General features: G+C 59.9%; 22 protein-coding genes, 1 tRNA gene and 1 pseudogene. 2 read left to right on the top strand and 22 right to left on the bottom strand.

Features of this window, described 5'->3' with window-relative positions; all coding sequences use genetic code 11:
• Positions 1-382: 382 nt before the first annotated feature.
• From HKK52_RS32970 to HKK52_RS09660, 4 genes are all read right to left on the bottom strand, one after another.
• A complete protein-coding gene (locus HKK52_RS32970) occupies positions 383-568 on the bottom strand; it encodes a YceK/YidQ family lipoprotein (protein ID WP_429514219.1) in 186 nt (61 codons plus the stop codon).
• A 63-nt stretch (positions 569-631) separates the two neighbouring features.
• Positions 632-868 carry a YceK/YidQ family lipoprotein gene (locus HKK52_RS09650; protein WP_169370636.1) on the bottom strand — a complete coding sequence of 79 codons (237 nt, stop codon included), beginning with the start codon at positions 866-868 and terminating at the stop codon, positions 632-634.
• Between the two features lie 94 nt (positions 869-962).
• Positions 963-1,748, bottom strand: a complete 786-nt coding sequence (lepB, locus tag HKK52_RS09655; RefSeq protein WP_169370637.1) for a signal peptidase I — start codon at positions 1,746-1,748, stop codon at positions 963-965.
• A gap of 53 nt (positions 1,749-1,801) precedes the next feature.
• A complete protein-coding gene (locus HKK52_RS09660; protein WP_169370638.1) occupies positions 1,802-2,047 on the bottom strand; it encodes a hypothetical protein in 246 nt (81 codons plus the stop codon).
• A gap of 491 nt (positions 2,048-2,538) precedes the next feature.
• On the opposite strand from HKK52_RS09660, the gene HKK52_RS09665 reads away from it, so the two are divergent.
• The gene (locus HKK52_RS09665) at positions 2,539-2,928 is read left to right on the top strand and encodes a hypothetical protein (protein WP_237150764.1); all 390 of its coding nucleotides are present in this window, start codon (positions 2,539-2,541) and stop codon (positions 2,926-2,928) included.
• A 69-nt stretch (positions 2,929-2,997) separates the two neighbouring features.
• Here the strand turns inward: HKK52_RS09665 and HKK52_RS09670 are convergent, their stop codons facing one another.
• Positions 2,998-3,588 (bottom strand): type VI secretion system-associated protein TagO, encoded by a 591-nt coding sequence (locus HKK52_RS09670; RefSeq protein ID WP_169370639.1) that lies wholly within the window; start codon positions 3,586-3,588, stop codon positions 2,998-3,000.
• Positions 3,589-3,893: 305 nt separating this feature from the next.
• Positions 3,894-3,970, bottom strand: a tRNA-Val gene (locus HKK52_RS09675).
• Between the two features lie 183 nt (positions 3,971-4,153).
• On the opposite strand from HKK52_RS09675, the gene HKK52_RS09680 reads away from it, so the two are divergent.
• The gene (locus HKK52_RS09680) at positions 4,154-5,437 is read left to right on the top strand and encodes an NAD(P)/FAD-dependent oxidoreductase (RefSeq protein WP_169370640.1); all 1,284 of its coding nucleotides are present in this window, start codon (positions 4,154-4,156) and stop codon (positions 5,435-5,437) included.
• A gap of 113 nt (positions 5,438-5,550) precedes the next feature.
• Here HKK52_RS09680 and HKK52_RS09685 read toward each other — a convergent pair whose 3' ends face one another.
• The 16 genes and pseudogenes from HKK52_RS09685 to HKK52_RS09760 all read right to left on the bottom strand — a co-directional run bounded on the left by HKK52_RS09685 (position 5,551) and on the right by HKK52_RS09760 (position 25,378).
• Positions 5,551-6,522, bottom strand: a complete 972-nt coding sequence (locus tag HKK52_RS09685) for an XdhC family protein (protein WP_169370641.1) — start codon at positions 6,520-6,522, stop codon at positions 5,551-5,553.
• A gap of 1 nt (position 6,523) precedes the next feature.
• Positions 6,524-7,759 carry a c-type cytochrome gene (locus HKK52_RS09690; RefSeq protein WP_169370642.1) on the bottom strand — a complete coding sequence of 412 codons (1,236 nt, stop codon included), beginning with the start codon at positions 7,757-7,759 and terminating at the stop codon, positions 6,524-6,526.
• A 2-nt stretch (positions 7,760-7,761) separates the two neighbouring features.
• The gene (locus tag HKK52_RS09695; RefSeq protein ID WP_169370643.1) at positions 7,762-8,301 is read right to left on the bottom strand and encodes a (2Fe-2S)-binding protein; all 540 of its coding nucleotides are present in this window, start codon (positions 8,299-8,301) and stop codon (positions 7,762-7,764) included.
• Positions 8,294-11,124, bottom strand: a pseudogene (locus HKK52_RS09700) (xanthine dehydrogenase family protein molybdopterin-binding subunit). The gene HKK52_RS09695 and the pseudogene HKK52_RS09700 overlap by 8 nt, the downstream one beginning before the upstream one ends.
• 255 nt (positions 11,125-11,379) lie before the next feature.
• Positions 11,380-12,021, bottom strand: a complete 642-nt coding sequence (locus HKK52_RS09705; protein WP_169370644.1) for an RraA family protein — start codon at positions 12,019-12,021, stop codon at positions 11,380-11,382.
• Positions 12,012-12,797: an IucA/IucC family C-terminal-domain containing protein gene (locus HKK52_RS09710; RefSeq protein ID WP_169370645.1), complete on the bottom strand. Its 786-nt coding sequence runs from the start codon at positions 12,795-12,797 to the stop codon at positions 12,012-12,014. Before HKK52_RS09710 ends, HKK52_RS09705 begins: the two co-directional genes overlap by 10 nt.
• On the bottom strand, positions 12,794-13,585 hold the full coding sequence (locus HKK52_RS09715) for an ABC transporter ATP-binding protein (protein ID WP_169370646.1): 792 nt from the start codon (positions 13,583-13,585) through the stop codon (positions 12,794-12,796). Before HKK52_RS09715 ends, HKK52_RS09710 begins: the two co-directional genes overlap by 4 nt.
• Before the next feature lie 12 nt (positions 13,586-13,597).
• Positions 13,598-14,629, bottom strand: a complete 1,032-nt coding sequence (locus HKK52_RS09720) for a FecCD family ABC transporter permease (RefSeq protein WP_169370647.1) — start codon at positions 14,627-14,629, stop codon at positions 13,598-13,600.
• Positions 14,622-15,611, bottom strand: coding sequence for a FecCD family ABC transporter permease (locus tag HKK52_RS09725; RefSeq protein WP_169370648.1), 990 nt, complete (start codon positions 15,609-15,611; stop codon positions 14,622-14,624). The genes HKK52_RS09720 and HKK52_RS09725 overlap by 8 nt, the downstream gene beginning before the upstream one ends.
• Positions 15,608-16,522, bottom strand: a complete 915-nt coding sequence (locus tag HKK52_RS09730; protein WP_169370649.1) for an ABC transporter substrate-binding protein — start codon at positions 16,520-16,522, stop codon at positions 15,608-15,610. Before HKK52_RS09730 ends, HKK52_RS09725 begins: the two co-directional genes overlap by 4 nt.
• The gene (locus tag HKK52_RS09735) at positions 16,512-18,341 is read right to left on the bottom strand and encodes an IucA/IucC family protein (protein ID WP_169370650.1); all 1,830 of its coding nucleotides are present in this window, start codon (positions 18,339-18,341) and stop codon (positions 16,512-16,514) included. The genes HKK52_RS09730 and HKK52_RS09735 overlap by 11 nt, the downstream gene beginning before the upstream one ends.
• 4 nt (positions 18,342-18,345) lie before the next feature.
• Complete coding sequence (locus tag HKK52_RS09740) at positions 18,346-19,119, bottom strand: HpcH/HpaI aldolase family protein (RefSeq protein ID WP_169370651.1); 774 nt, start codon at positions 19,117-19,119, stop codon at positions 18,346-18,348.
• Positions 19,113-20,972: an IucA/IucC family protein gene (locus HKK52_RS09745; protein ID WP_169370652.1), complete on the bottom strand. Its 1,860-nt coding sequence runs from the start codon at positions 20,970-20,972 to the stop codon at positions 19,113-19,115. The genes HKK52_RS09740 and HKK52_RS09745 overlap by 7 nt, the downstream gene beginning before the upstream one ends.
• 17 nt (positions 20,973-20,989) lie before the next feature.
• Positions 20,990-22,405, bottom strand: coding sequence for a DHA2 family efflux MFS transporter permease subunit (locus HKK52_RS09750; RefSeq protein ID WP_169374221.1), 1,416 nt, complete (start codon positions 22,403-22,405; stop codon positions 20,990-20,992).
• Positions 22,402-23,604: a type III PLP-dependent enzyme gene (locus tag HKK52_RS09755; protein WP_169370653.1), complete on the bottom strand. Its 1,203-nt coding sequence runs from the start codon at positions 23,602-23,604 to the stop codon at positions 22,402-22,404. The genes HKK52_RS09750 and HKK52_RS09755 overlap by 4 nt, the downstream gene beginning before the upstream one ends.
• On the bottom strand, positions 23,597-25,378 hold the full coding sequence (locus HKK52_RS09760; protein ID WP_169370654.1) for an IucA/IucC family protein: 1,782 nt from the start codon (positions 25,376-25,378) through the stop codon (positions 23,597-23,599). Before HKK52_RS09760 ends, HKK52_RS09755 begins: the two co-directional genes overlap by 8 nt.
• Positions 25,379-25,445: the final 67 nt, after the last annotated feature.

Genomic DNA, 25,445 nt, shown 5'->3' on the forward strand with positions numbered 1-25,445 from the left:
ACTCTCTCTATGAGGCTACGACCAGTTCGCGACTAAACGAAAGGGAGGCAGCTGTGCACAGGTTAGTCGACCGACGAGCTAAGAAATCGGCGCACTCGAGAGTGCCCTGCGCACAGCTACCATCAAGTGCAGGTTGGGATACCTGGCTGATTGACGCTTATGCGACTTAGCAACAACGGGCGACTAAACCCGACCACTGATGAGCAGTGGCAGGCAAACGATAGAGCCCTGGCCCAAGAGGCACAAGCCGGCGGATTCTGGCGCACGCGTAGGTAACGGCGCAAGGTTTTGTAGCCGCTTATGACGTAACACAGAGTGTCTTTAAACGCGCGGCTCGCAACGATTAAACACATCTCACAAAAGCTGGGTACGTCCTCGATCACTACCGGCAAAAAGGCAGTGATACGGTGTCAGCCACAAAAGTGAATGGAACGTCGATCAGTACAAGCGGACCGAAGAACTGAGCCCACAGATACTCATCGTGTATCCCGCCGTAGCATTGATATGAACCTGGCCCCGTCACCGAGCCCAACCAGGCGCAACCGCTCAACTGTGAAATAGCCAACATTAAAATGAGCTTCCGTAGCACGTAATGTCCTTATTACTGTTCCATGTCTGCGGCATAGACGCCTCAGAGATTGCAGGTGTATTGATATTCGAAAGGGAAAAACACCGTATCGACCACCAACGAAAATGGCGCGTCGAGGAGTAAAAAGGGGATCAGTTTTCCGTGGGATGTGCCGACCAACCACCAATCAAAACGAACACCCAGGTAGGGACAACGATGGTTGTAATCCATCCGCGTAGCGACCGCCGCGCACCCACTTAAACCGGTGAGCATGGCCAGTAAGATCACTTTCCAAAACACGTAACGTCCTTATTACTTCCATGTACAGAACTGCATAGACGCCATCGCAAGAAGATAGTCACCGATGCCGAGTTCGTCAGTGAATGGATGCCACCTACCAGATCGCTGTTCCGGTTTTCCTACCGGCAGCCGAGTAAATGATGTGGGTGGTTTTGCAGCGGACATTAGCCAGCGCTACTGGCCCATCGGTTCGACTGTCACGACTATTGTCGCGGTTGTCTCCCAACACGAAGACATACCCACGCGCAATCTGTGTTCGCTCAAAGCTTTGCGAATAGCTTTTCTCCCTTGGCGACCCCGAATGAAACGGCCCAAAGTTTTCTCCGTTAAGCAGCACGTTGCCGTCGACAATCTCAATGCTGTTTCCCTCGGTGGCGGCGATACGCTTGACCTCAACGTTTCCCTCACGCTCGTAAGCCACGACATCGCCCAGAGAGTAATCACTACGCCTGCTATCACAAACAAACGCATCGCCCGTTATCAGCGTCGGCGCCATGCCATTCCCCTGAATGCGATAACCTTCAAATCCGAGCAACCGAGAGCGCGTGCTGGGTTGAATCAGCAACCAAAGACTGACGACCATCGCGGCAAGGAAGAACAAATGCTCACGCTTGCTGTGCACTTTGATACGCCGACGCGCAAACCAGGCACCGGCAAAGGCTGATACGCACTTCGTCACGATGATCATCGCGACCAATACAACTAAGCCGCGCCGGCTGGTAAACAGCCCAGACCATCCTCCTATCAGCAAGAAGCTCCACAGCACGGCAATGAGCGCTGCGGCCAGTCGAGGTCGACCTGCATAGAACAAACCCCAGCCACTAACGACAACGCCCAGAAGAAACGCCACCGAAGGTTTGCCAGGGTTGACAGCTTGCATAGATACATCCATGAAATGGTGCAGTGGGCCGTAAACGTAGCGAACGGTTTTGCTTATGGCTTGGAAACCTGACCTTGGAATAGCTTGGTATAGGCGAAGTAACCCCCCGCAATCTCAGCGACGGCCAGCACCCCATACACCGCGCCAAACATGAACGAAGAGGCGATGAAACCAATCGCCACGATGCCAACAAAAATCTGGATGATTTTCAGCGTCTTTTCTTCCAGAGAAAATTTCCCATGCAGAAACAGACCCGCCGCCAGACCAATCAAAACGCCCACAATGATTCGTGCAAACATCACTCAACTCCTTTTGCTGAAAGGTGGGAAGCTTACTCCAGAAAAGATAATCGCACCCCTTCCAGAGGCTCGGCACGACACCACACATTTTTTCCCGGCAGCTATAGTGATAGATCGTCGGTGTCGGGATGGATCTCACGAGGGAATCAAGGATGAGCTTAATAAAACGTCTACTGCTGGGGGGCTCCCTGGCTTCATGCTGCTCGGTTGCTTTGGCAATAACCCCTTACGGGTCATGCAGCGACAGCGCTCAGTCCTATCAGGATCGATACCAAAGCACGATGAGAGCCAGCGACCTTGTCTGCTACCAGAAAGCACTCGAGCGCGAACTTGGAGGAAGCTCCGGATACGATTGCAGCCAAAGCGCGGAGCACTACCAGACGGAATACGAAAGCAATCAGAGATCGAGTGACCTGGTTTGCTACCAAGAGGCGCTTCAGCGCGAGATGAATTAGATATTAGTGGCTATATCAATAAACCAAGGACAAGGTATGAATAAAAAAGTAGTAGCAGGACTTCTCGCGTCCATTGGACTCATTTCCTGCGCCCACGCCGAGACCTTCACAAGTGCAGACATCTGCAAGGCAGCCATTTCAGTTGAGATGGGCCGACCAACAAAAACAATGAAAACCAACCAGGCAGAACCAAACCCTGAGATATCTTATCGACGTCCGGACGGTGACTCATTTCGGTATCGATGCCAAGTGAGCGAAGACCGTGTCATCTGGTCAACATTCTTGGCCGATACAAACGAATGGGGGCGCTGGAGAAACCGCTATTCAGAGGGAGATGCGTCGACAACGTATTCAATTTCGAAAGGTGTACTAACGATTAGCAACGATCAGTCGGGCGATCAGACCTTTAAGAAGAAAGATTTTTAGTCGCAAAAAGGTGACAGATTTGTTTACTGATAAGCCTGTAAAAAATAGAGCTATCACCTCTTTGAAAAATCACTTCCACTTACATGCCAGTTGCAGGGGGGCAATGGCTTGCCGCAGGCCAGTAACAGGAAAGGTCACCGTTACCGGTGATTCGTTATAGGGCGTGATACGGACAACTACCTGCTGAGCGTCAAATAAATGCTTAACAACGGGAATAGCGTATTGACCGCCCCATTGACCAAGAGCCTTATTGTCCGTAGAGGACGAAAAGCTGTACGTCCGGGCTTTTTGATTATCGACCCGGTAGGTCACTTGTCCGTACTCCTCTGTATCAGCTAGAAAATTATCGGCCAAAACGAAATACAACGACGTTGCCCCTTCGGCACAACGAATATAAAGGTCAGCTGTGTCGTGACCGCCATATTGCTTCGCCACCACCTCTTTGGAGGTTGCATGCAAAACGATAGTTTTGCTGTCATCAATTTTTGAGACTGTCTCCCTCACTTCCCAGCTCGAAGCTTGCTGCACAGTGGAGACAGGGCGGTATTTCATGTCGTAGCACGCAAGACGCTTGCTATCTTCATTGATACCGGTGCAATCGTCAGCGGCGTAACCGGTCGACCAGATTGAAGCTAGTAAGATTGACAATAGGATTCTCATTGATATCCCTTTCAGAATTTCCGATTCAGCATAGTGCCAAGATCATCTTCGACGCACTAGTGTTGCATAATTTGCGAGCCCTTCCCGAGAAGAGCATATCTCCGGAGCCCCACGCCCAGGCCCAGAGACGCACTTCACCACTTAAGCGCCAACCAGCAGCGAGATGAATCAGGGTTTTGGCGCTCACATTGCCCAGTCTGAACGAGCCCGATACTTTGTGAACGTTTTGCTTAAATCGCAGACAACAAAAAAGGGCCCACCTTTCGGTGAGCCCTTCTAGACCGCCCAGCAGAGCGGATTTTGTTTGGTAGGCGCGATTGGACTCGAACCAACGACCCCCACCATGTCAAGGTGGTGCTCTAACCAACTGAGCTACGTGCCTGCTGTGTGGCGGCATTCTACGGAATTCCGGAGGGGTGTCAACACCTTTTTTCGAGCTAACCCTATGAATATGCAAAATATTTAATTTTGTGGCTGCGACGGAGATTTTCCGGTGGCTGGCGGCGGTTTTTTAACTCGGGTAGGATCGGCGGACTCGTAAAATATATTAAACAGAGGCTGCAGGATGGCGAACACCCCCTACCCCGAGTCCTATTACGCTGCATCGGCCAATGCGGTGCCGCCGCGCCCGGCGTTGCAGGATGACGTAGAGACTGATGTCTGTGTGATTGGCGCCGGTTACACCGGTTTGTCCTCTGCCCTGTTTTTGCTGGAGAACGGTTTTAAGGTCACGGTGCTTGAGGCGGCCAAGGTGGGGTTTGGCGCGTCGGGGCGCAACGGTGGGCAGATCGTTAACAGTTATAGCCGCGACATTGATGTGATCGAGCGCAGTGTCGGGCCCAAGCAGGCGCAGTTGCTGGGGCAGATGGCGTTTGAGGGTGGGCGGATCATTCGTGAGCGGGTCGCCAAATATAATATCCAGTGCGATTTGAAGGACGGTGGTGTGTTCGCCGCGATCACGGCCAAGCAGATGGGGCATCTGGAATCGCAGAAGCGTCTGTGGGAGCGGTTCGGGCATACGCAGCTTGAGTTGCTGGATCAGAAGCGCATTCGTGAAGTGGTGGCGTGCGATCAGTATGTCGGCGGCATGCTCGACATGAGCGGCGGGCATATTCATCCGTTGAACCTGGCGCTAGGTGAAGCGGCGGCCGTGGAGTCGTTGGGCGGCACTATTTATGAGCAGTCGCCGGCGGTGCGCATCGAGCGCGGGGCGAATCCGGTGGTGCATACGCCGCAGGGTAAGGTTCGGGCCAAGTTCATTATCGTGGCGGGCAATGCTTACCTCGGCAATCTGGTGCCGGAGTTGGCGGCGAAGTCGATGCCGTGCGGGACTCAGGTGATTACCACTGAACCGTTGGGCGATGCGTTGGCCAAGAGTCTGTTGCCGCAGGATTACTGCGTTGAGGACTGCAATTACTTGCTCGATTATTACCGTCTGACCGGCGACAAGCGTTTGGTCTTCGGCGGTGGCGTGGTGTATGGCGCGCGGGATCCGGCGAACATCGAGGCGATTATTCGGCCGAAGATGCTCAAGGCGTTTCCGCATTTGAAAGACGTGAAGATCGATTACGCCTGGACCGGAAACTTCCTGCTGACCCTGTCGCGTCTGCCGCAGGTCGGACGGCTGGGGGACAACATTTACTATTCCCAGGGTTGCAGCGGGCATGGTGTGACGTACACGCATCTGGCGGGCAAAGTGCTGGCCGAGGCGTTGCGCGGGCAGGCTGAGCGCTTTGATGCGTTTGCGGATTTGCCGCATTACCCGTTTCCGGGTGGGCAATTGCTGCGCACGCCGTTTGCGGCGTTGGGTGCTTGGTATTACGGGTTGCGGGATAAGTTCGGGTACTGACCAACACCGCGGTTCCGTGTAGGAGCGAAGCTTGCTCGCGAAGAGGTTGTGTCAGACGACATCATTTTTGCCTGACGCACCGCTTTCGCGGGCAAGCCTCGCTCCTACAAGGATCAGAGGCGATCGCGGGTGATGCCGCTGCGAATTCGCAGGATGTCGGCCAAGACTGCCAAGGCGATCTCCGCCGGGGTCTTGCTCCCCAGGTTCAACCCAATCGGTGCATGTATCCGCGCCAATTCCGCATCCCCCAACCCACCAATCCGGCGCAACCGCTCAAAGCGCTTTTGCGACGTTTGCATCGACCCCATTACACCGATATAAAACGCATCGGTGCGCACCGCTTCCATCATCGCCAAATCATCAATGCGCGGATCGTGGGTCAGCGCCACCACTGCCGTATCGCTGTGACAGCCGCCATCAGCGATGAACACCGACGGCAGTTGGCGACGAATTTCGACGCCGTCCAGCACCACACCGTTCAGCACTTCATCCCGGGGATCGCAGAGAATCACCTCGAAACCCAGGCCCACGGCAAATTCCGCACACGCCTGGGCGACGCTGGAATACCCGGCCAGCAACAACCGCTGAGCCGCGCCGATCCGCACGCGTACCCGATCAATCTCACGCTCGATGCGCACACCCTGCTCGCTGTCCGCAAACACAGCGCGCGCACCGTTGCCCAGATCGACCTCGCGAATCAACCGACGCTGACCCAACAACGCCGATTCCAGCTCGCGCAGATGCGCCTGAACCGCACAATCCGGTTCAAGCTTCTCCACCAGCACATCGAGCACGCCGCCGCAGGGCAGGCTCACTCGGGAACGCGGGTCGTCGCCTTCGCCGTAACGCACGACGCTGACTGCCTCTTCAAACGCGCCTTCGGCGACCCGCTCAAGGAAATCCTCCTCAACGCAGCCACCGGACAGCGAGCCGATCCACTGCCCGTCCGCGTTCACCGCCAGTAGCGACCCCGGCGCCCGCGGTGCCGAGCCATAAGTGGCAAGCACCGTGCACAACCACACCCGCTGCCCCGCCACCGACAATTCCAGCGCCCGACGCACCACTTGCAGATCGAGATGCTGCATGTCAGTGCGCCTTGTGCTCGGCCGGCGGTGCGTCCGCTTGCAGTTTCTGCACATCGCTCACCGCCAACTCAGCAGACTGACCGCCCCAACCCTGACGCAAATAATTCAGCAGATCGGTCAGTTGCTCATGGCTGAGTTTGTCGGCAAAGCCCGGCATCGGCTGCATGCGTTCGAACCCGGCGAATTTCTGTTCGCCGATGCCGTCCTCTATCACCCGCAGCAGGTTGCGCGGATCTTCCAGGCGCAGCGTGGTGTTGCCGCGCATGGCCACGGCGATGTGCGGTTTGCCCTCGCCGTTTGGCGCGTGGCAACCGGCGCAGACGTTCAGGTAGTCCTGACGACCGCGTTGGGCGCTTGGGCTCATTTTGTCCAGCGGCACTTCGGTCAGCACTTTGGCCGCCGGGGCTGGATCGCCCAGCAGATAAGTGGCCATCGCCGCCAGGTCCGGGTCATTGAGGCCTTGGGTGCTGTTGTGGAACACCGGGAACATCTCGTTGAACATCGTGCCCTGGGCGCTCATCCCGTGCTTGAGGAAGGTGCTCAGGTCCTGCTGATTCCAGCCGCGCGCGGCCAAATCAGTGGCCAGCAGGCTCGGCGCCAAGTAGCCGTTGAGCAGGCCGCCGGTCAGGCGCTTGTCCTGTTGCATGGCGCCGGGCAAACCCCGTGGCGTGTGGCATTCGCCGCAGTGACCGAGCACCTCGACCATGTACTCGCCGCGCTTGAAGGCTTCGCTTTTGCCCTCGGTGGGCGCGAGTTTCACGTCCTTGCCGTAGAGCATGTTCCAGCCCATCAAACCCAGGCGCACGTTGAACGGGAAGCTCAGGCTGGTGACCGGCGCCGCGCGTTCGATCGGCTCGACGGTTTTCAGGTACGCATGAATCGCGTCTGAATCTTCGCGCGGCATCAAGTGATACGAGGTGTAGGGCATCGCCGGGTACAGGTTGGCGCCATCGCGACGCTTGCCTTCGGTGAGTGCGGCGAAGAATTCGTCGTCGTTGTACAGACCGATGCCGTGCTCTTTGCTCGGGGTAATGTTGGTGCCGTAGATCGTTCCAAACGGCGAGACGATCGGCAAACCACCCGCAAACGGCGCGCCACCCCGTGCGGTGTGGCAGGCCATGCAATCGGCGGCGCGCGCAAGGTATTCGCCGCGCTTCACCTGATCATCCGCGTGAGCCAGCAACACCGGCGCAGCCAGACCAACCGCCAACGCCAGGCGGGACAGTAAATGCTTCATGCTTAACCCTCCTTGACCAGGCCGAGATCGGTCAGCACGTTGCGCGTGGCGCTGTAATAGCGCACGTAGCCGGTGCAGCGGCAGACGTGGTGGCCGAGGCTGTCCTCGATGACTTTTTCCAGCTGACTTTTGACGATGGGTTGGCGCTGCAGCTTTTCCACCAACACCGTCGCGGCGTTGACGAAACCGGGCGCGCAGTAGCTGCACTGGAAGGCGAATTCATCGACGAAACGCTGCTGGATCGGGTTCAGTTCGGTGACTTTGCCCTGCTCGTCGCGGGTCGCGTGGCCTTCGATGGTCCGCACTTTCTTACCTTCGAAGTAATGCGCGCCGGTGATGCAGGTGCGCACTTCTTCGCTGGTGCCGTCCGGGTTGTCGACGATCACCACGCAGGCATGGCAGATGCCCTGGCCGCAGCCCAGACGCGAGCCGGTGAGGTTTTTGTATTCGTGCAGGTAGTCGATCATCGGCAGGTCATCAGGGATGTCCACCGGGCCGACGGATTGACCGTTAAGGGTCAGTTGAAACGGACGGTTAGCCATTGAGGGCCTCCTTGATGCGTGCGGAAGTGATAGGCAGGTCGCGGACCCGTTTGCCGATGGCATGGGCCACGGCGTTACCGATGGCGCCGACCACCGGGATCATCACCACTTCGGCAATGCCCTTGGATGGATCGCTCGGCGACAGCGGAGGCAGGATCTCGGCGGTCTGATTCCACACCGCAACGTGGCGCGCCATCGGCAAGCGGTAACGGTTGAAGTTCCAGTCACCCTCCCCGGCCCGCCTTCGTACAGCGGCATCTCTTCAAGCAGCGCATGGCCGATGCCCATGGCGATCCCGCCTTCGAGCTGGCCCTTGACCAGTTCTTCCACCAGCACCCGACCGCACTCGACCCACGAGTGATGGTTGAGCACTTGCACTTCGGCCGAACCCTTGTTCACTTTCAACTCCACCAGCGTCGCGACCGGGCTGTAGTAAGTCACCGCTGCGTTGTTCAACTGGGTGTCCGGGTAATGCACGTTCTGACGATCCAGCAGATGGAAACCGTTGCTGGTCATCTGTGCTTTCTTCGCGTTCGGCGCGCCGTCGCCGTACTTCACGGCCAAGCCATCCAGCGGCAGACGCTCGCGCACACCGTCGATGCTGAACTCGGCCTCGGCCCAACTCCAGCGGTTGAAACCGTGCACGGTGGCGCCGGTCACCAGGCCTTTGTCGTGGGCGTGTTTCGCCAACTGCTCAAAGCTCAGCGGCTGCATGCCGTTGGCGGTGAGTTTGCCGTCGACCCAATGCGCGTCTTCGCGGCGCACCACGTACGGGTTGGCCTGGCCGCCGTAAGGGCCCTGGCCCCAGATCTGCAATGCCGCCGGCCACAAACCGTGGTTGAACAGCACGCGCGACGCTTCGCGGGTGGCGTGGCTGAAGTAGTAGGCGGAGTTGGTCGCCGACGAGGCCGAGGCGAGTTTGCCGACCCAGCGCGGGTTGCGCAGAAAACCATCCTGCTCAGCCTGGCTCATGATGTACGGGTTGCCGCCGGTGATCAGCTGCAACTCTTTCCATTCGGTTTCGCCGGTCTTCACTTCCGTGGCCGGGATGCCGATGAAATCCGCCACCACCAGGGCTTGCGAGGTGGACATGCCGGTGCCGATTTCGATACCGATATGGCGCAGAGTCACGTGGCCTTCGGCGGTGAATTCGATGCTGGCCATCGGCGCTTCGGAACCGGTGCCGAAGTCTTTCTGGCAGATGGCGAAACCGACGCCGTACCAGTGATCCGGGTCGGCGGCTTCACGCTTAAGCTTGATCAGGTCACGGTTTTTCCAGACTTCGTGGACCGCGGCTTTGTCGAGGATTTCGTGCAGGCGCAAGGCACCGGCCGGCACTGCGCCCTGGGTGTTTTTCATGCCCGAGACCATGGCGTTTTTCTTGCGCAGGTCGATGGCGTCGATGCCGAGGCGACCGGCGATTTCATCGACCATCATCTCGGTGGAGGCCATGCTTTGCAGCGTGCCGTAGCCACGCATCGAGCCGGCTTCAACGGCGCGGGAATGGTAGGCCGTGACCTGTAAATCGTTCTGCGGCATGTAGTAGATCGACTGCGCCGCCGTGGCGCCAACCGCCGCCACCGACGGGCTGTAGTTGATCCGCCCGCCGCCGTCGACGCTCATCTCGGCGCGAAAAATCTTGAAGCTGTGATCGGTCTTGTCCACGGCCAATTGATAGCGGATGTCGAACGGGTGACGCTTGATGCCGCTCTGGAATTGTTCGTAGCGGTCGTTGGCCAGACGCACCGGCACACCGGCGCCGTACAACGCGGCGAGCGCTGCGTAGTAGACGAAAATGTTGTGGTCTTTTGAGCCGTAGCCGACGGTATAGCCGGGGTGCATGTTCAGGTTGGCCAGGCCGAAACGCGACGGCGCGATCATCTTCGCGGTTTCGGTGGCGGCTTCCAACGGGCACTGGGTCGCAACCACAAAATGCAAGGTCTTGGTTGCCGGGTCGTACCAGCCGTTGCCGTTGTCCGGCTCCATGGCGGCCGGTTCGATCGACGGGGTTTTGTAGCGCTCGTCGAACACCAGCCAGTTGTCCGGCGGCGCGTCGATTTGCTGCTTCATGCGGTCGGCGTAAAACAGCCCGCGCTCGGTCAGGTTGCCGTGCAGGTCCGGCTGGGAATTCCACACCGGGCGACGGTTTTTCAGCATCGGGAACAGGATCGAATCCTTGAGGCTGGCGAATTCATCTTCGTCCGCCGAGGTCGCTCCGCCGACCCGCACATAGCGGAAACTGCCGTAGGGATCGCCTTCGTAGAACGGCACTTGGGCACCGTAGCGGATGGCTTTGTCATTGAATTTGAGCTTGGCCTTGGCCTGGCGGAAACGCTCGAAGTCATTCCAGATCAGGATCGCCACCGGGTGACCGATGAACATCGGCACTTTGCCTTCCGGCAGCAGCGGATCGGGGGCGTGCTCTTCCGGGAAGACGATGCCGTCCTTGTCCAGGTCGGCTGCGGTGACGATGCGGTCGGGCTGCAAGTCGGCGCCGAGCCACGCCAGGTCTATGCCTGCGTAGATGCGGTCGGCCTTGGTGATTTTCAGCAACATGGCGTGGCCCTGCTGCTGGGGCCAGCCCGGCATGTCCTTGGCGCGGATGTCGCGGGCAAAGACTTTGCTGCCGCAGACCTTGGACAAGGCATCGTTACGTTGGCGCGCCTTGCCGTTGTTGCCGAGCCATTGCTCGGACGGCACGGTCACGCTGTTTTCCATCAAGGCCGCCAGCGCCTGGGAGCTGAGCGGTGTAAGCGTCACGCTCACACCCGCCACCAGCCCGCCCTGAAGGAACGAGCGCCGGGATATTTCACGGTTGGACATGGATCATCCTCTGGGCGGTTATGGGTCCGCCCTTCTGGTTATGTTCTGGGGATCTCGCGTCTTGCAGAAGCGCTTTTGGACGAAGCAAAAGGCTGAATTGACAGTGCAAAGCTGACCGAAAGGTTAACTTTAAAGGTTTCTGCGCTTGCGGCAAACAACCTGTTACAAAAAAACTGACCGAAGAATCAAAGTATTGCTGCGTTGCGCGGCAATAGATCGACGAAGAACGCTGCTTCCAATCAATGAAAAACGCTCCTACAGGTTCTGCGTACGTCGGGTTGCGAGTCTCTCCAGGAATTCTGCGCGGCGGCGTTGATCGGTTTCTTCTTTGGCCAATAATTCCGGCAGTAGGTCGGCCGCGCGGCTGGCGTCGAGGATATAAACGCCGTCATCGTCGCCGATGGCCAGGTCGCCCGGATGAACTTGAATTTCGCCAATTTGAATCGGCTGATTCACCTCCCCTTGGGCGCCAATGCCGCGAGTGGTGTACGCACTGACGTCGCGACAAAACACCGGCAACCCATGCAGTCGCAAGGCGCTGACATCGGTGACCGCGCCCGACACCACGACCCCGGCCAGCCCTTTAATCAGTCCAGCCAGGGTGCGCAATTCGCCCCAGCAGCCGCATTCCTGATCGCCCACGCATTCGATCACCAACACATCACCCGGCTCACTCAGCAACAGCGCCTCACGCAAGATGCTGCCATCCGGCGGGAAGACTTTGACCGTGACCACATTGCCAACCATGCGGATGTCGTTGAACACCGGTTTGATCCCGCGCAGGAAGCCGTGGTCGGAAAAGTGGCCGAGGGTGGACGCCGGGATCGCTTGGTACTTGGCGATCAACTCCGGACTGAGATTTTGCTGGCGAGGGTTGATCTGATAACTCATCGACATTTTTTCCCCGGACGCAGCAGTGGGCAGGTCGAGCAGTATTCAGCAGGCTCGGTGGCCAGGTAGTAGAAGCAACAGGTGCGGCGAAAGCGAATGCTGCGCTGCCCCTCGTCCACCAGCGTCGGCGGCCGGCGGAAATGGCTGAGCGGGTTGTAATCGAGGCCGAACAGCGCGGGGTCGGCTTGGGTCAGCAGCCATTGGAAGTCTGCTTCATAACGTTCACGGATCGTCGGATCGTCAATTTTCGCCATGCGTTTTTCATACAGCGAATACACGCGCACCGCCGTGTTTTCCCAGAGGATGCGCCGGGAAACACCCGTGACTTTGTTGAAGGTTTGCCACAACGGTTTCAGCAACCCGGCGAACAGTCCCTGCACTAGAGCTTCGCGCCAGGCCTCGCGTTCGTTGGCGCCATAGGTCAGTGGCTGGCCGTGGAGCAAAGGAAACGACGACGTCCACAACCCGTCATCATGGCCATATTCGACCACCGCGTTGTCGAGGGTCAGCAGCAGCCCTTTGTCATACACCGACATTGCATACAAACACGCGCCGGTCGCCAGAAACGATAAGCGCTTGCCCAGCAACGAGGCGGTGATCGCCCGGGTTGGCGAGCCGATCACCGGGCCTAACCTGTCCAGCAATTGCACGCACACGTCCTCTTGCAACAAGTCCCGCGCCATCAACGCCCTTAGCGGATCACGCTCGTTGCTGTCCTTGAGCCGCAACCCGCCGGACAACACCGCCCATTCCGCCTCGGAGAAGTGCCCCGCCAGATTCATTGCGGCAGTTCCCGGCCAAACGGAATGCACAACGGCGTGCCGAAAAACGGATCAGGGATGATCCGGCAATTGAGGTCAAACACGGTTTTAACCAATGCTTCGGTCAACACCTCATCGGGCCGGCCCTGGGCGAACGCGGTCTGGTTGTGCACAGCCACCATATGGTCGGCGTAACGACAGGCCAGGTTGAGGTCGTGCAGCACCATGATGATGGTCTTGTTCTCGAGACGGTTGAGATCGCGCAGCAGGTCCAGCACTTCGATCTGGTGGGCTAGGTCGAGGAACGTGGTCGGTTCGTCGAGCAGCACGATGCCGGTGTTCTGGGCCAGGGTCATGGCGATCCATGCCCGCTGGCGTTGGCCACCAGACAAGGCATCCACCGGGCGATCCGCCAGGGCCAGCAGGCTGGTTTGCGTCAACGCGCGATTGACCATGGCTTCGTCTTCCGTCGACCACTGTTGCATCCAGCTCTGATACGGATAACGCCCCAAAGCGACCAGTTGCCGAACGGTAATCCCCTCCGGGGCGCTCGGCGTTTGCGGCAAAATCGCCAACTCCCGAGCCACGGCGGCGGTGGACTTTTGCTGGATATCCACACCGTTGAGAATCACCGAGCCCTGCTGCGGTTTCAGCAACCGGGCGAAGGATTTGAGCAGCGTACTTTTGCCGCAGCCGTTGCTGCCAATCAATACCGAAATCTTGCCCTGGGGCAGTTGCATGTCCAGCGCGTCAATAATCACCTGGCGCTGATAACTCAGGGTCAGGCCGCGACTTGCAATCGACGTCATACGTTGAATTCCTTAATGACGTTGTTTAATCAACAGATAGAGAAAAAAGGGTGTGCCCAGCACCGCGACAAAAATCCCGGCGGGCAGGTCCAGCGGCAAGAACAGCGTGCGCCCGGCCAGATCAGCCAGCACCACCAGGTTAGCCCCGACCAACGCCGCCATCACCGCCTGACCGCCGAAACCCGGCGCCACCAGGCGCTTGGCAATGTGCGGCGCAATCAGCCCGACAAACGCAATCGCCCCGCCCCAGGCAATCGCCGCACCGGCCAACGCCACGCTGACCAGCAACAAACCGGCGCGCAACCATTGCACGCGCACGCCGATGCCTTGAGCGAGACTGTCATCCAGTTGCTGCACCATCACCTGCCGCGCCAGGAATACCAGCAGTGGACAAATACCCAGCAACCAACTGCCCAGCGCCAGCGGCTCCGGCCAACTGGCACCGTACACGCTGCCGGTCAGCCAGACATAGGCGGACAGGGTCGTCGTCAGCGGACTGAATACCAGAATGAAGGTGGTGGCGGCGGTCAACATCGCGGAGATGCCGACGCCGATCAACACCAGGCGCAGCGGTGAAGTCCCCTGCTTCCAGGCCAGCAAATAAATCGCCAATGCCGCCAGCCCGGCGCCGAGCATCGCCGCCAACGGCAAATATTGCTGACCCAACGCCACGGAGAAGAACGACAGGTACAACACCGCCGCCGCACTCGCACCACTGGTGATGCCCAGCAAGTCCGGCGAGGCCAACGGGTTGCGGATGATGCTTTGCAGGATCAGCCCGGACACCGACAACGCCGCGCCCACCAGCGCCGCCAACAGCAAGCGCGGGAAGCGCAGTTGCTCGACGATAAACGTCAGGCTCGCGTCCTGGCTCGACAGCAATATGCGCAACACTTCCAGCGGCGACAGCATGACTTTGCCCAAGGACAGCGAGCCGAGCATGATCAGCGCGGTCACCAGCAGCGCCGCGAGCAAGCGCCACAATGTCGCAACATTGATGCGCCGGGAAAACCCGCTGCGGCGCCAGGTCAGAACCTTATCCATAACGACCTCCACGCCGCGCCAGCAGAATGAAAAATGGCGCGCCGAACAGCGCGGTCATCACGCCTACCGGCACCTCTTGCGGCAGGATCAGCACCCGCGACAAGGTGTCCGCCAGCAACAGCACAATCGCACCAAGCAGCGCACACCCCGGCAGCATCCAGCGATGATCGATGGACAAGCCCTTGCGCACCATGTGCGGTACCAGCAAACCGATAAAACCGATGCTGCCGGCCAACGCCACCGCGCTGCCCGCCAGACACACCACCAGCACCGCCATCATCAACCGGATCAAACCCGTGCGCTGTCCAAGGCCAGTGGCAATCTCTTCGCCAGCGTTCAGCACATTGACCTGACCCGCCAGCAACATCGACCCGAACAAACCGAGCACGCCACACAGCAACAACGGCGCGGCGACCGACAGACTGCGTTCGGTCAACGATCCCGCGAGCCAGAACAGCACCGTGTCCAGCCCATCCTGATTCACCACCAGCAACGCCTGGCTGAACGCGGAAAACAGCGCCGCCATCGCCGCGCCCGCGAGCACGATGCGCAACGGGCTGAGGCTGCCCTGCCCCATGTTGCCGATCAGCCACACCAGACTGCCCGCCACCGCCGCGCCGATAAACGCGCACCACAGCCAGGCATCCGGGGACGCCAGGGAGAACAGCGAGGAGCCGAGGATGATAAAAAACGTCGCGCCGGCGTTGATCCCGAACAGGCCGGGGGACGCCAGCGGATTGCGGGTCAGTGCTTGCATCAACGCGCCGGCCACCGCGAGGCTCGCGCCCACGGCCATGGCCATCAAGGTCCGCGACAGGCGCGTGGTGGTCACCAGCACATGGCTCACGCTCAACGGATCGGGATGCACAAACGCTGCGAAAATCTGCGACAACGGAATCCACGTTGCGCCGACCGCCAGACTCAATACGCAACTCAACAGCAACACCACGCCCGCGCTCCACATCTTTAACGCGTTGCTCATGAGGCAGTGACCAGACGCGCAACGTCATCGAGCATCAGGTTCGCGCCGAGCATGCCGCCCGACAGGCTCCAGGCCACGCCGTCGACCCGCCACACTTGCCCTTGCTGCGGCGCGCGCATTTGCTGCCACAGCGGGTGCTGCACCAGGCTTTCGTAGTTTCGCTGCACTGCCGCTTTCTCCGCGCGCAAGAAGATGAAGAAAATATCGGCATTCACCACCGCCAGGCTTTCCTTGCTGGTGAGTTTGATCGACACCCCGCTCGCCGCCCTGCTCGCTTCACTCCAGTCAAAGCCCAACTCGGTGATGACCGAGCCCGGAAAACTCGCCGGCAGGTAACTGCGGATATGGTCTTCACGCACATCCAGAATCGACACCGTTGGCGGCCAGCGCCCGGCAAACTTCTGCTGTAATTGCAGGCGCAGTTGCGCCACGCGCTGTTGCCATTGGCCCAGCAACTCATCGGCTTGCTGCTTGCGGTACAGGGCGATGCCCATCAGGGCAAGGGTCTTCTTGAACTCGAACACTTCCTCCAGCATCACCACCGGGGCGATCTGCTTGAGCAACGGGGCGATGCGTTCATGACGAAAGCGTGAGGCGATGATCACGTCCGGCTTCAGCAGCGCGATGTCCTCCAGGCTGGGCTGGGTTTCCAGCCCGACATGGGGCACCTGCTCCAACGCCCAACGCAAATAGTGATAGGTCGGTTTTTCGCTCCAGGAATCGACGATACCGCATGGCGTAACGCCCAACGCCACGGCGCTGTCGGAGGCACCCTGGAACAGGGTGACCACCCGCAGCGGCGCGGCGTCGGTTTGCGCCCACGCCGGTAGCGAGTACCGGAGTGCAAGCAGGCCCAAGGACAGGCGCAACAGCGTGCGCCTGGAGGGCTGACATCGTGGTTCAGGCTTCATTATTCAACCGGTGGAAGGGGTTCACCACGTGGCCTTTGCCGAACGGCATGCTGCCGGGGCCGCCTGCGCGCTCGATCATCGGCGTGAGCAGCAGTTTCTGCGGCCAGTGGGGTGCTTCGAACAATTGCTGTTTAATCATCGCGCGAGCTTCGGGGTCGAAGTCGATGGTGTCAATCAACTCGTTCAACACTTCGCCCATTGCCGTCCACAAACCGCGTTCCGGCAACGCGTAAACCAGCGCCAGGGTTTCGATGATCGAGCGGAAGTTGACCTGGATGCCCAGGGTCTGCAACCAGAACAAAAGGTCTTCCGGGCGCTCGTGATACAGGGTGTTGGCGTGGCCCTTCTTCAGTCGGTACGCCGGATCGGCGAGGCCGTTGCGTTCCAGCCATGGCACGAAGATGCGCAGCGAATCGTGATCGCGCAGCAACAGCCCTTGGGCATGACCGGCCTTCCAAACCAGTACCGCGTTCTGCCCGTGGATTTCGCCGAGCATGCCAATGCGGAACATCCGCAGGTTGATGTCGAAGAAGCTGTGGCACAACTCGCGGAACAGCGTCATCACAGACGCGGCGTTGGCCGGCAGTTGACGGTAGGCCATCCAGTCATCGAAGAAGTGCTGATTGCTGCCGGGCAGCGGCGTGCCGAGGGCGGCCATCGGGATCAGTCGGGTGTCTTTATCTTCCAACAGCGTCGGCGGATAGCCACGGACCATGGCCGCCAGATGACGTGGCGCTTCGTCGAACAGCGTCGCGTCCGGCGGCATGAACGCCCACCACTTGGTTTCATCGCACAGGTGCAGTTTCTGTTGCAGGGTTTCGTCTTTTTCCAAGCCCTGACGCAGCAACTTTTCACTCAAGCCGCCGTTGATCATTTTCACTGCGGGCAGATAACGCGAAGCACCCAGGGAATAGATCGCCATCGGCAACTTCAGGTAGTCGGCACTGTTGAAGCACGGGGTCATCGAGCGCAAGGACGAGGTGGCGAAGAAGTCACCGTCGGTGAAGTCCAGGCGCTGGCAATCACCCTTGGCGAAGGCATCGCCGAGTTGCGCTTCGAGCACGTGGTCGAACTGCCACGGATGCACCGGCAACGCGATGTGGCTCTCGTGAATGCCCCGTTGCTGCATCTCATGTTGCAGGCCGGCGTGCAGCGCGAATGGCAACAAGTAGTCGGCGGGACGCTGTTGCGCCAGGTCGGTCACGCCGTCGCCGCATTGCAGCAACGTGCGGTCGATGGCGACCCAGTTCAGCGCCACCGGCCGGGCGAATTCCGCCTGATAGTGCTGATATTCCGCGTCGTTCAAACCCTGCTTGGCCTTGGCCAACGGGTGGTAAGGACGATCACGCAGCGACGCCCATTGCTCCATGGTCAGGAAAAAGTCGGCGTTGCTCTTTTCCAGCAAGCGCTCGCTGTTGACCCGATGCGCCAGGGACAACTCGGTCTGACGCACGCTGGTGCGCAGCACATCGAGGAATAGCGCGAAGCCCTTTTCATTGTCCTGATAGCGGTCGGTCATTCCGGCCAGCACTTGGGTCATGAACGCTTCGGGCGACAGATCAGTCAGTTGACCATTCTCGCGCCCCAATACCGGCGTGCCCGGTACTTTCTCCCAGACTTGAGTGATGCCGGGGCGCAGGGCGACGAGGATTGAACCGCGCCATTCCCAGATGCGCTGTTCGGCACTCAACCCGGTAAACGGCTGATCGGCAGCGGGCGCCGTCAGGTTCAGCGGCTCGGTCCCGAAGAAGTGTTCGGCCAGCAAACAATCGACGAGATCCTGCATCACCCTGTCGGCGGCCATTGTGGTGAAGTTCATCGGGTTATTTTCCTTCTGCTGAAGTGGCGGCCAATTTGGCCTGGAGGGCACGAAAAGCGATGCCACGCTCGTCACCCAAAACAAAACTGTTTACGCCGCGAGCCAACCAGCGTTCGTGGTCGCCCGGCTGACGTGGAATCGCGCAGTACGGCACGCCCGCCGCGTTGGCAGCTTGCCAACCGACGAGCAGCGCTTGTTGCACTTCGGGGCGGTCGATCTGCCACGGCGTTCCCATCGATTGCGACAAATCGGCAGCGCCTTCGAGGATCATGTCCAGCCCCGGCACGGCGGCAATCTCCGCTGCACGCCTCACGCCTTCGGCGCTTTCGATCATCGCCACGATCATGATTTGCTCGTTGGCCAGGCCGATGTACTCCGCCAGGCTGTGTTTGCCGAACGCACCGGGGCGTCCGGCATTCAGGCTGCGGCTGCCCTGCGGATGGTATTTGCAGGCGCGGATGCTTTCGGCCAGGGACTCGGGGCTTTCGATCATCGGCAACACAATGCCTTGGGCGCCGCCATCGAGCAGACGCAGCATGGTTTTCGGGTTGAGGTCCGCGACCCGCACCAGTGGCGTGAGCGCATAGCTCTCGGCGGTGCGGATCATGTTTTCCACGGTTTCCGGGTTGATCAGCACGTGTTCCATGTCGATGATCACGAAATCGAAACCGGCTTCGGCGATCAACTCGATGGCCGCTGGGGATGGAATCGAGCTGATCAGGCCATAGGCCGACTCACCCTTTTGGAGTTTCTGCTTGAGCAGATTGCTCCTCAGCATGATTGCGACCGGAAGGCGTGCAGTGGATTCGGCACTTTCTTGAATCGACGTTCGCCATCGCCGAGCAGGCGACGCTTGGTCAGTTCCTCGACTTCGTAGAAAGGCGCGAATACATCAAACGCTTCATAACGCGCACGGTGTTGCGGATGTGCTTGCTGGTAGGCGCTGATGACTTCGGCAGTCATCTGCCAGAACTCGCTTTCCGCCAGTTGATAGTGCTGATGCAGGAAGATCGCCATCTCGGCCAGGGCGATAAAGAAGAACGAATCACAGGAGAAGTCGCGCACCGCATCGACGTCGTCGGTGAGGATGAACGAGTTGCGGTTGAGCTTGGCGTGGCTCGCCGGCAGCGGCACCAAAGTCGGCGCCAGTTCGGGGCGTCCGAGGTGCTGCGGCGAATAGCGCACGCCGTCGTGGAAGTCTTTCAGGGCGATGCGTTGCGGCCAGCCCTGCTTGACGATGAGGACGATGTTCTGCCCGTGGGATTCCATGCCGATGCCTTCGGCGTAGAGCATGTGAATGATCGGCGACACCGCGACTTGCAGCAGTTGGCGGGTCCAGGCGTGCAGGCCGTACTGCTGGATCCAGGGGTCGATAAACGGCGTCTGTTCACCGTCGCCGTAGCGATTGTCTACCGAGCTCAAGCCATTGAACGGCACCGCTTGTTCATCGGTTTCCAGGTACTGGTGAATGCTTTCGCGCCACAGCGTGCCCATGGTGCCGTAGGCCTGGGACATGCGCGTGGTGGGCAGATGGTCGTAGTCGAAACTGACGCCGACCACCTCACCGAGAACCACAAAGCCGAGGTCGCGGGCGGTGCTGTCGCTGCGGATCAACTGGTGCAGCCAGTCGGTGATGATCGGTCCGTTCATCACCGTGTGCCGGGCCAGAATGCGCGTACTGGAGGTGTTGGTCATGCTCAGCGCGAGCTTGACGTAGGGCCGCTGTTTGTCCGTGACGTTGGCCAGGGTGCGGATCGATTGCTGGGCCTGGTAGCGATCATCGGTGGTGCCCAGATGGATGATTTCACCGCTGACCAGTTCCGGGTAGAACACCGGAACGACGACGTTTTCCCACTGCCACGGGTGCACCGGCATCAGCCAGTAATCGCCCATTGACTTGCCTTGGTCGGTGAGGCTTTCAGCGAGCTCTTGCCAGCGTTGAAGGCCGAATTCCTGCTGGATGAAGTCGTCGTAATTCAGGTGCCGGGAGATGTTCATCGCCCCGCAGGTTTTCGCCACGGCGAGCCAGACGATGGCAACCGGCGCGGCGAACTCTGGTCCGTAGTTGGCGTTGTCTTTCAGCGAAAAACCGATGCGCGATTTGTAGCACGGGTGATAGCTGTGGGCATCCATGAAGTGCTGTTCCAGCGCATCGGCGTCCAACTGATGGCTTGGCAGGACCGCTTGATAACCCTGGCTGCGTGATTGCAGATCCTTGAGCAGGGTTTGTTCCAGTTCATGGGTGAAGCGTGGCAGGTGCGGACTGTCCTGAAGCTCGTTCAGGAGTTCAGCCAACGCCTGATGCAGATGCGGCTGGCTGTGTTTGCCGTTGGCGTCTACGCGCTCAAGGCTCGGGTAATCGAGGCGGATCAGTTCGAAACTGGCGCTGAGCAAACCGGTGCAGTGGTACTCCACCGGCTGTTGCTGCGCATCAACGCCACTGACGACAAAACGGTATTGGCTGCCACTCAGCAGTGAATGGCGGTACGGCAGCACGTTTTCATACAGCAGGGTTTGCAGCAATTGGCCGACCACCCGCTGTTCCACTTGTTGGTAGCGCTGGGTGTCGGCGGTCGCCAGCCAGACGCCTGGAGCCTGAGGTGTTGCCTGAGTAGAGGTCGCCATGGTCATACCTATCGATTAAAGAATTAACGGTGTTCGAGGGCCGAGGGCAATGCCTCGGCCGGCTCGTCGGGTTCATGTACGGGAAAACGCCAGGCGCAGGGCAGCGCCAGCAAAACCAGGAGGCCGGTGGCCATGAACACTTCGCTGATCGCTCCCGGCGTGGTGGCGGAATGAAGCCCGTCCCCCAGGCGAAATTCGAGCCACAGCGAGGCGATGACGATGGCCAGTGACGACACGAGGCGCCGGGAAATGTTGTTCATCGCCGCGCCTTGCGTGACCATCGGTTCGGGCAAGGCATTGAGCCCGGCGGTGGTGATCGGGATGTAGGACAGCCCGAGGCCGGCGCCGCGAACCATCATCAGGAAAAACACCGTGGCGATGGAGGAGCCGGCGCCGAGCATACCCAGGCCCAGCGTCGCGCCGCCGGTCATCAGCAGCCCCCAGAGCACCACGCCTCGCGGCCCGTGACGGTCGAGCCAGCGACCGCCGAGGTTGCCGAACAGGCTGGCAAACGCCGCCGTGCACAGCAGCGACAGACCGGTCCAAATGGCGCTGTAGCCCATCACCACTTGTACCAACAGCGGCAACAACACCAGGCACTCGAACATGCCGACCGATTGCACCACGGCGATGATCACGCTCAGGCGATAACCACGCAGGGCGAAGATGCGCAGGTTGAGCAGCGGCGAAGTGCGGTTCAGTTCCAGCTTCACGAAAGCGACCAGACAGACGATGGCCGCCAGCAACATGCCGAGGTTGAGCGGATCCGTCAGGGCATCAGCGTGGCGCAGACGACCGACCGCGATCATCAGCAAACCAATGCCTGCCGCAATCAGCAGGTAACCCGCCAGGTCGAACGGTTTACGCTCGGACGCTTCCGACGCCGGCAGCACCGCCACACCGAGGATCAGCGCGACGAGGCCGATCGGCACATTCATCAGGAACAACGAACGCCAACTGAACCACTCCAGCATCAGGCTCCCGCATAACGGCCCCAGCGCCGGCGCCAGCATCACCGCCGCGCCCCACAAACCGGTGACCCGGCCGCGCTCGCCTTTGGCGTACACCGAAAAAATGATCGCCAGCGACAACGGAATCATCAGTCCGCTGGCAATCCCTTGCACCACGCGAGCGGTAATCACCAACGCGATGGAGTTGGCAAAAGCGCCCATCAGCGAACCGCAGACAAACAACGCCACACCCCACAGGTACAGGCGCTTGCGCCCTACCCGCTGGCTGAGAAAACTGGTGAGCGGCATGGTCATGCCCATGCTCACCATGAACGCCGCGACGATCCACGTCGCCAGCACCGGGCCGATGTCGAAAGCGGTCATGAACGCCGGCAACGCCGGGTTGAGCGAGCTGTTGTTGAGGCTGACGGTCAACGTGCCCAACAGCACATTGACCACCACCAGCCAGCGCGGAGCGGCCACCGTCAAACCCAAGAGGCGCCTCCTGCAAACAGCTGCGGCGGTCGCGGATGGCAGAGGAAATCGGCGTGGGAGATGTTGTAGCCATAGGCGCCGGCGAGCGGCAGCACCAGCATGTCGCCGACCTCGACACCAGTCAGCGGGCAATCGCGGCTCAGCACATCCTTGGGCGTGCAGAGTTGTCCGACCACGGTCCATTTCTGCGCCACGGCGCCCGTCTTTATGGGGTGCCGAGGCAGATGAATAACCGGGTGATCGTGCCCCTGGGCCACCGGCAAACGGAAGTGGTGAGTGCCGCCACGACAGACCAGGAAGTGTTTGCCATGACTGGTTTTGCTGTCCAGCACTTCGATGGCGTAGTAGCCGCAATAGGCACTGATGAAACGGCCGGGCTCGAAACGCACGATCGGCGCATCGACACACGCCGCCAGGGACTCACCCAGGTGCGCGCACAAACGTTGCCAATCGAACTGCTGCGGGCCGAGGTAGTTCACGCCGATGCCGCCGCCGACGTTGAGGTGGGTGATCGTCGCCGGACTGGCCGACAACGCCTTCCATTGCGGCCAGCGTTCCAGGTACAGATCGAGCAGTTGTTCGTGGCGTTCCACCAGCGACTGATGGGACATCGCGTGCACGTGGAAACCCTTGAGTCGCAGATGACTGGCGTTATCCACCCAGCTCACCGCTTGGGCCAGTTCTGACTCATCAATGCCGAATGGCGTAGCAGTGCCGGCCATCGCCAATTTGCTCGACAGCGGCGACGGCAGTTCCGGGTTGATCCGCAGCAACACGTCCTGCACCCGCCCCGCTTCCAGCGCCAGCCGTTGCAGGCGGACGATTTCATTCAGGCTTTCGATATGGATCGCTTCGACCTGATGCTGCAGCGCCGAGCGCAGGTCGGAATCCAGTTTGCCGGGGCCGGAGAAGATGAAGGGCTTGGCTGTCGGGCAGGCCTGGACGCGATCGATCTCGCCGCCCGAGGAAATCTCAAGCCCGTGCACCAACGGCGCGACGGTGGCGAGGATCTGCGGTTCGCTGTTGGCCTTGATCGCGTAGTACAGCTCGACGCCTTTGGGCAGCGCGGCCATCACCCGGGTCACGTGTTGCTTCAGCGCGTCCAGGTCGTAGATGAACAGCGCCAGCGGATCTTCCTGTTGCGTGCGGGCTTCGTCGATGGCGGCCAATACCGTCGCGGGCAGCTTATCCATGCGTAGCCTCCTTGCCCCATGGGGACACCAATGTGACGTAGCCAGCCTGGCGATCAGCCTTGGCCGCCAGACGCACTTTGAGATTGGTCTTACAGGCAATCGGCTGACCGGCGATCAGCGCATCCAGCTCCGGTGCCGCGCGGGTCAGTTCGGCGCGGATGCTGATCAACTGCTGTTCCACCCGTTGCCACATCAGCGGCGCCAGGTGCGGACGCTCCCAGCTCAGGGCCAGCACGGCCTCGGACAAGTTGTTGACGAACAGGCAATAGACGATGCGGTTCCAGCCCTGCTGGCGCGAATACAGCAGCGACTCGCGGACCCGTGGATGAACGTCGGAATCAATCTTCGACGCCCCCAGTTCCTCAGTCAGTTTCACCCCTTCGAAGTCCCGCAGCAGCAAGCGTTGTGGGCGACCGTTGTCGTGCACCAACACGCTGTTTTGCAGGTGCGGTTCCATGACGATGCCATGGTTGAAGAACAGCGCCAGCACCGGCCGCAGCAGCAGCGCCTGATAGTCATCGAACCAGCTCAACAGTTGTTGATCGTCGATGTCGTTGCCATTGAAGCGGGTCAGGAATTCGTGGACCAACGGCCGCAAATGCAGGCCTCGGGCGAACAGCGTACCGGCCATGATGCTGCAGTCGGTGCCGGTGTCGAGGCAGAAGTTCTCGCGCAGGATTGCGCCGGTTTGTTCGCGGAACCAGTGGCTGTCGGCTTCGTTGGCGCTGTGCGGTGCCCAGCTCAACAGGCCCGGTTCGGCCACCACCGACAACCCGCCGAGGGTCTCGGGCTGGGTCAGTTGCAGGTTGCGGAAAATGCGGTCGATCATTAGCGCGCTTTCCAACTCGTACCAGGCGTTTTTCCTGACGCAATTGGTAATGCGCACGTTCAACGAGCCCTTGATAAAAAACGGGTGACCTTCGATGTACCAGGTGCGGATCGACGCCGTGGGATTGGCCATCAGCCCCGTGGCGCCCAGGTCGACGATATCTTTGTCTTTCAACAGACGTTGCACCCGACCGTCTTGCATAAACAGTTGCGCCTGCACCGGGTGCATGCAGATCACCGCGTGCCCCGGCCGGGCCTGGGACTGATCGGCAAAACCGGCGAGCACCTGGGCTTTGCTCAAGCCATTGGCACCGACGTTCAACCCTTCCAGCGGTACCTCGAACAAATGCATCGCGGTGCGCGCCTGGAATTCCGGGGCGTAGGTTTCCTGGGCCAGATGCGCCGGCCACAGCCGCGCCTTGGGCGCCGGGTGGTTCGGATGGCCAAACCACAAGCCCTGCTCGCTGGCCAGGTACCCGCTGAGCGGGTCGGCGTCCATCGGCGTGTTGTGGCCGACGATAGCGGCGGTCAGTAACTGGCTCTGCAACACCTGATCCAGCAACTCATCGTTGCTGGCGCGGGTCATATGTTCACACGCGGCGAGCAACTGCTCGACGAACTCGGCAAACCGCAGGCTCGACCAGTCGCCTTCACCGCGCCGGGCGTAGACGTCCGACAGGTAACGGTGACTGCCGAGCCCATCACGACGGTCCACCATCACAAAGAACTGCTGCTGGTTGGGCAGGTTGATGGTCAGGGGAATGCCCTTCCATTCCAGGCCTTCGAGGTAACTGCCCGGGGCGATGCCTTGCATCTGGGTCGGCCAACTGTAACTGAGGCAGTTTTCCGGCAAGGCGAACTCTTTAATTAAACAATTAAGCAACGCGCACGTTGTCGCCAGCTCACTGACCATATTCGGTAAAACACTGCGATTGGGATGATTCATGGGTGCTCCACCGTAGCCCGCGAGGCCACTGGACACGTTATATGGCGAAAAAATTAGTTGTTGATCG

The sequence above is a fragment of the Pseudomonas sp. ADAK2 genome (genome assembly GCF_012935755.1).
GTDB lineage: Bacteria > Pseudomonadota > Gammaproteobacteria > Pseudomonadales > Pseudomonadaceae > Aquipseudomonas.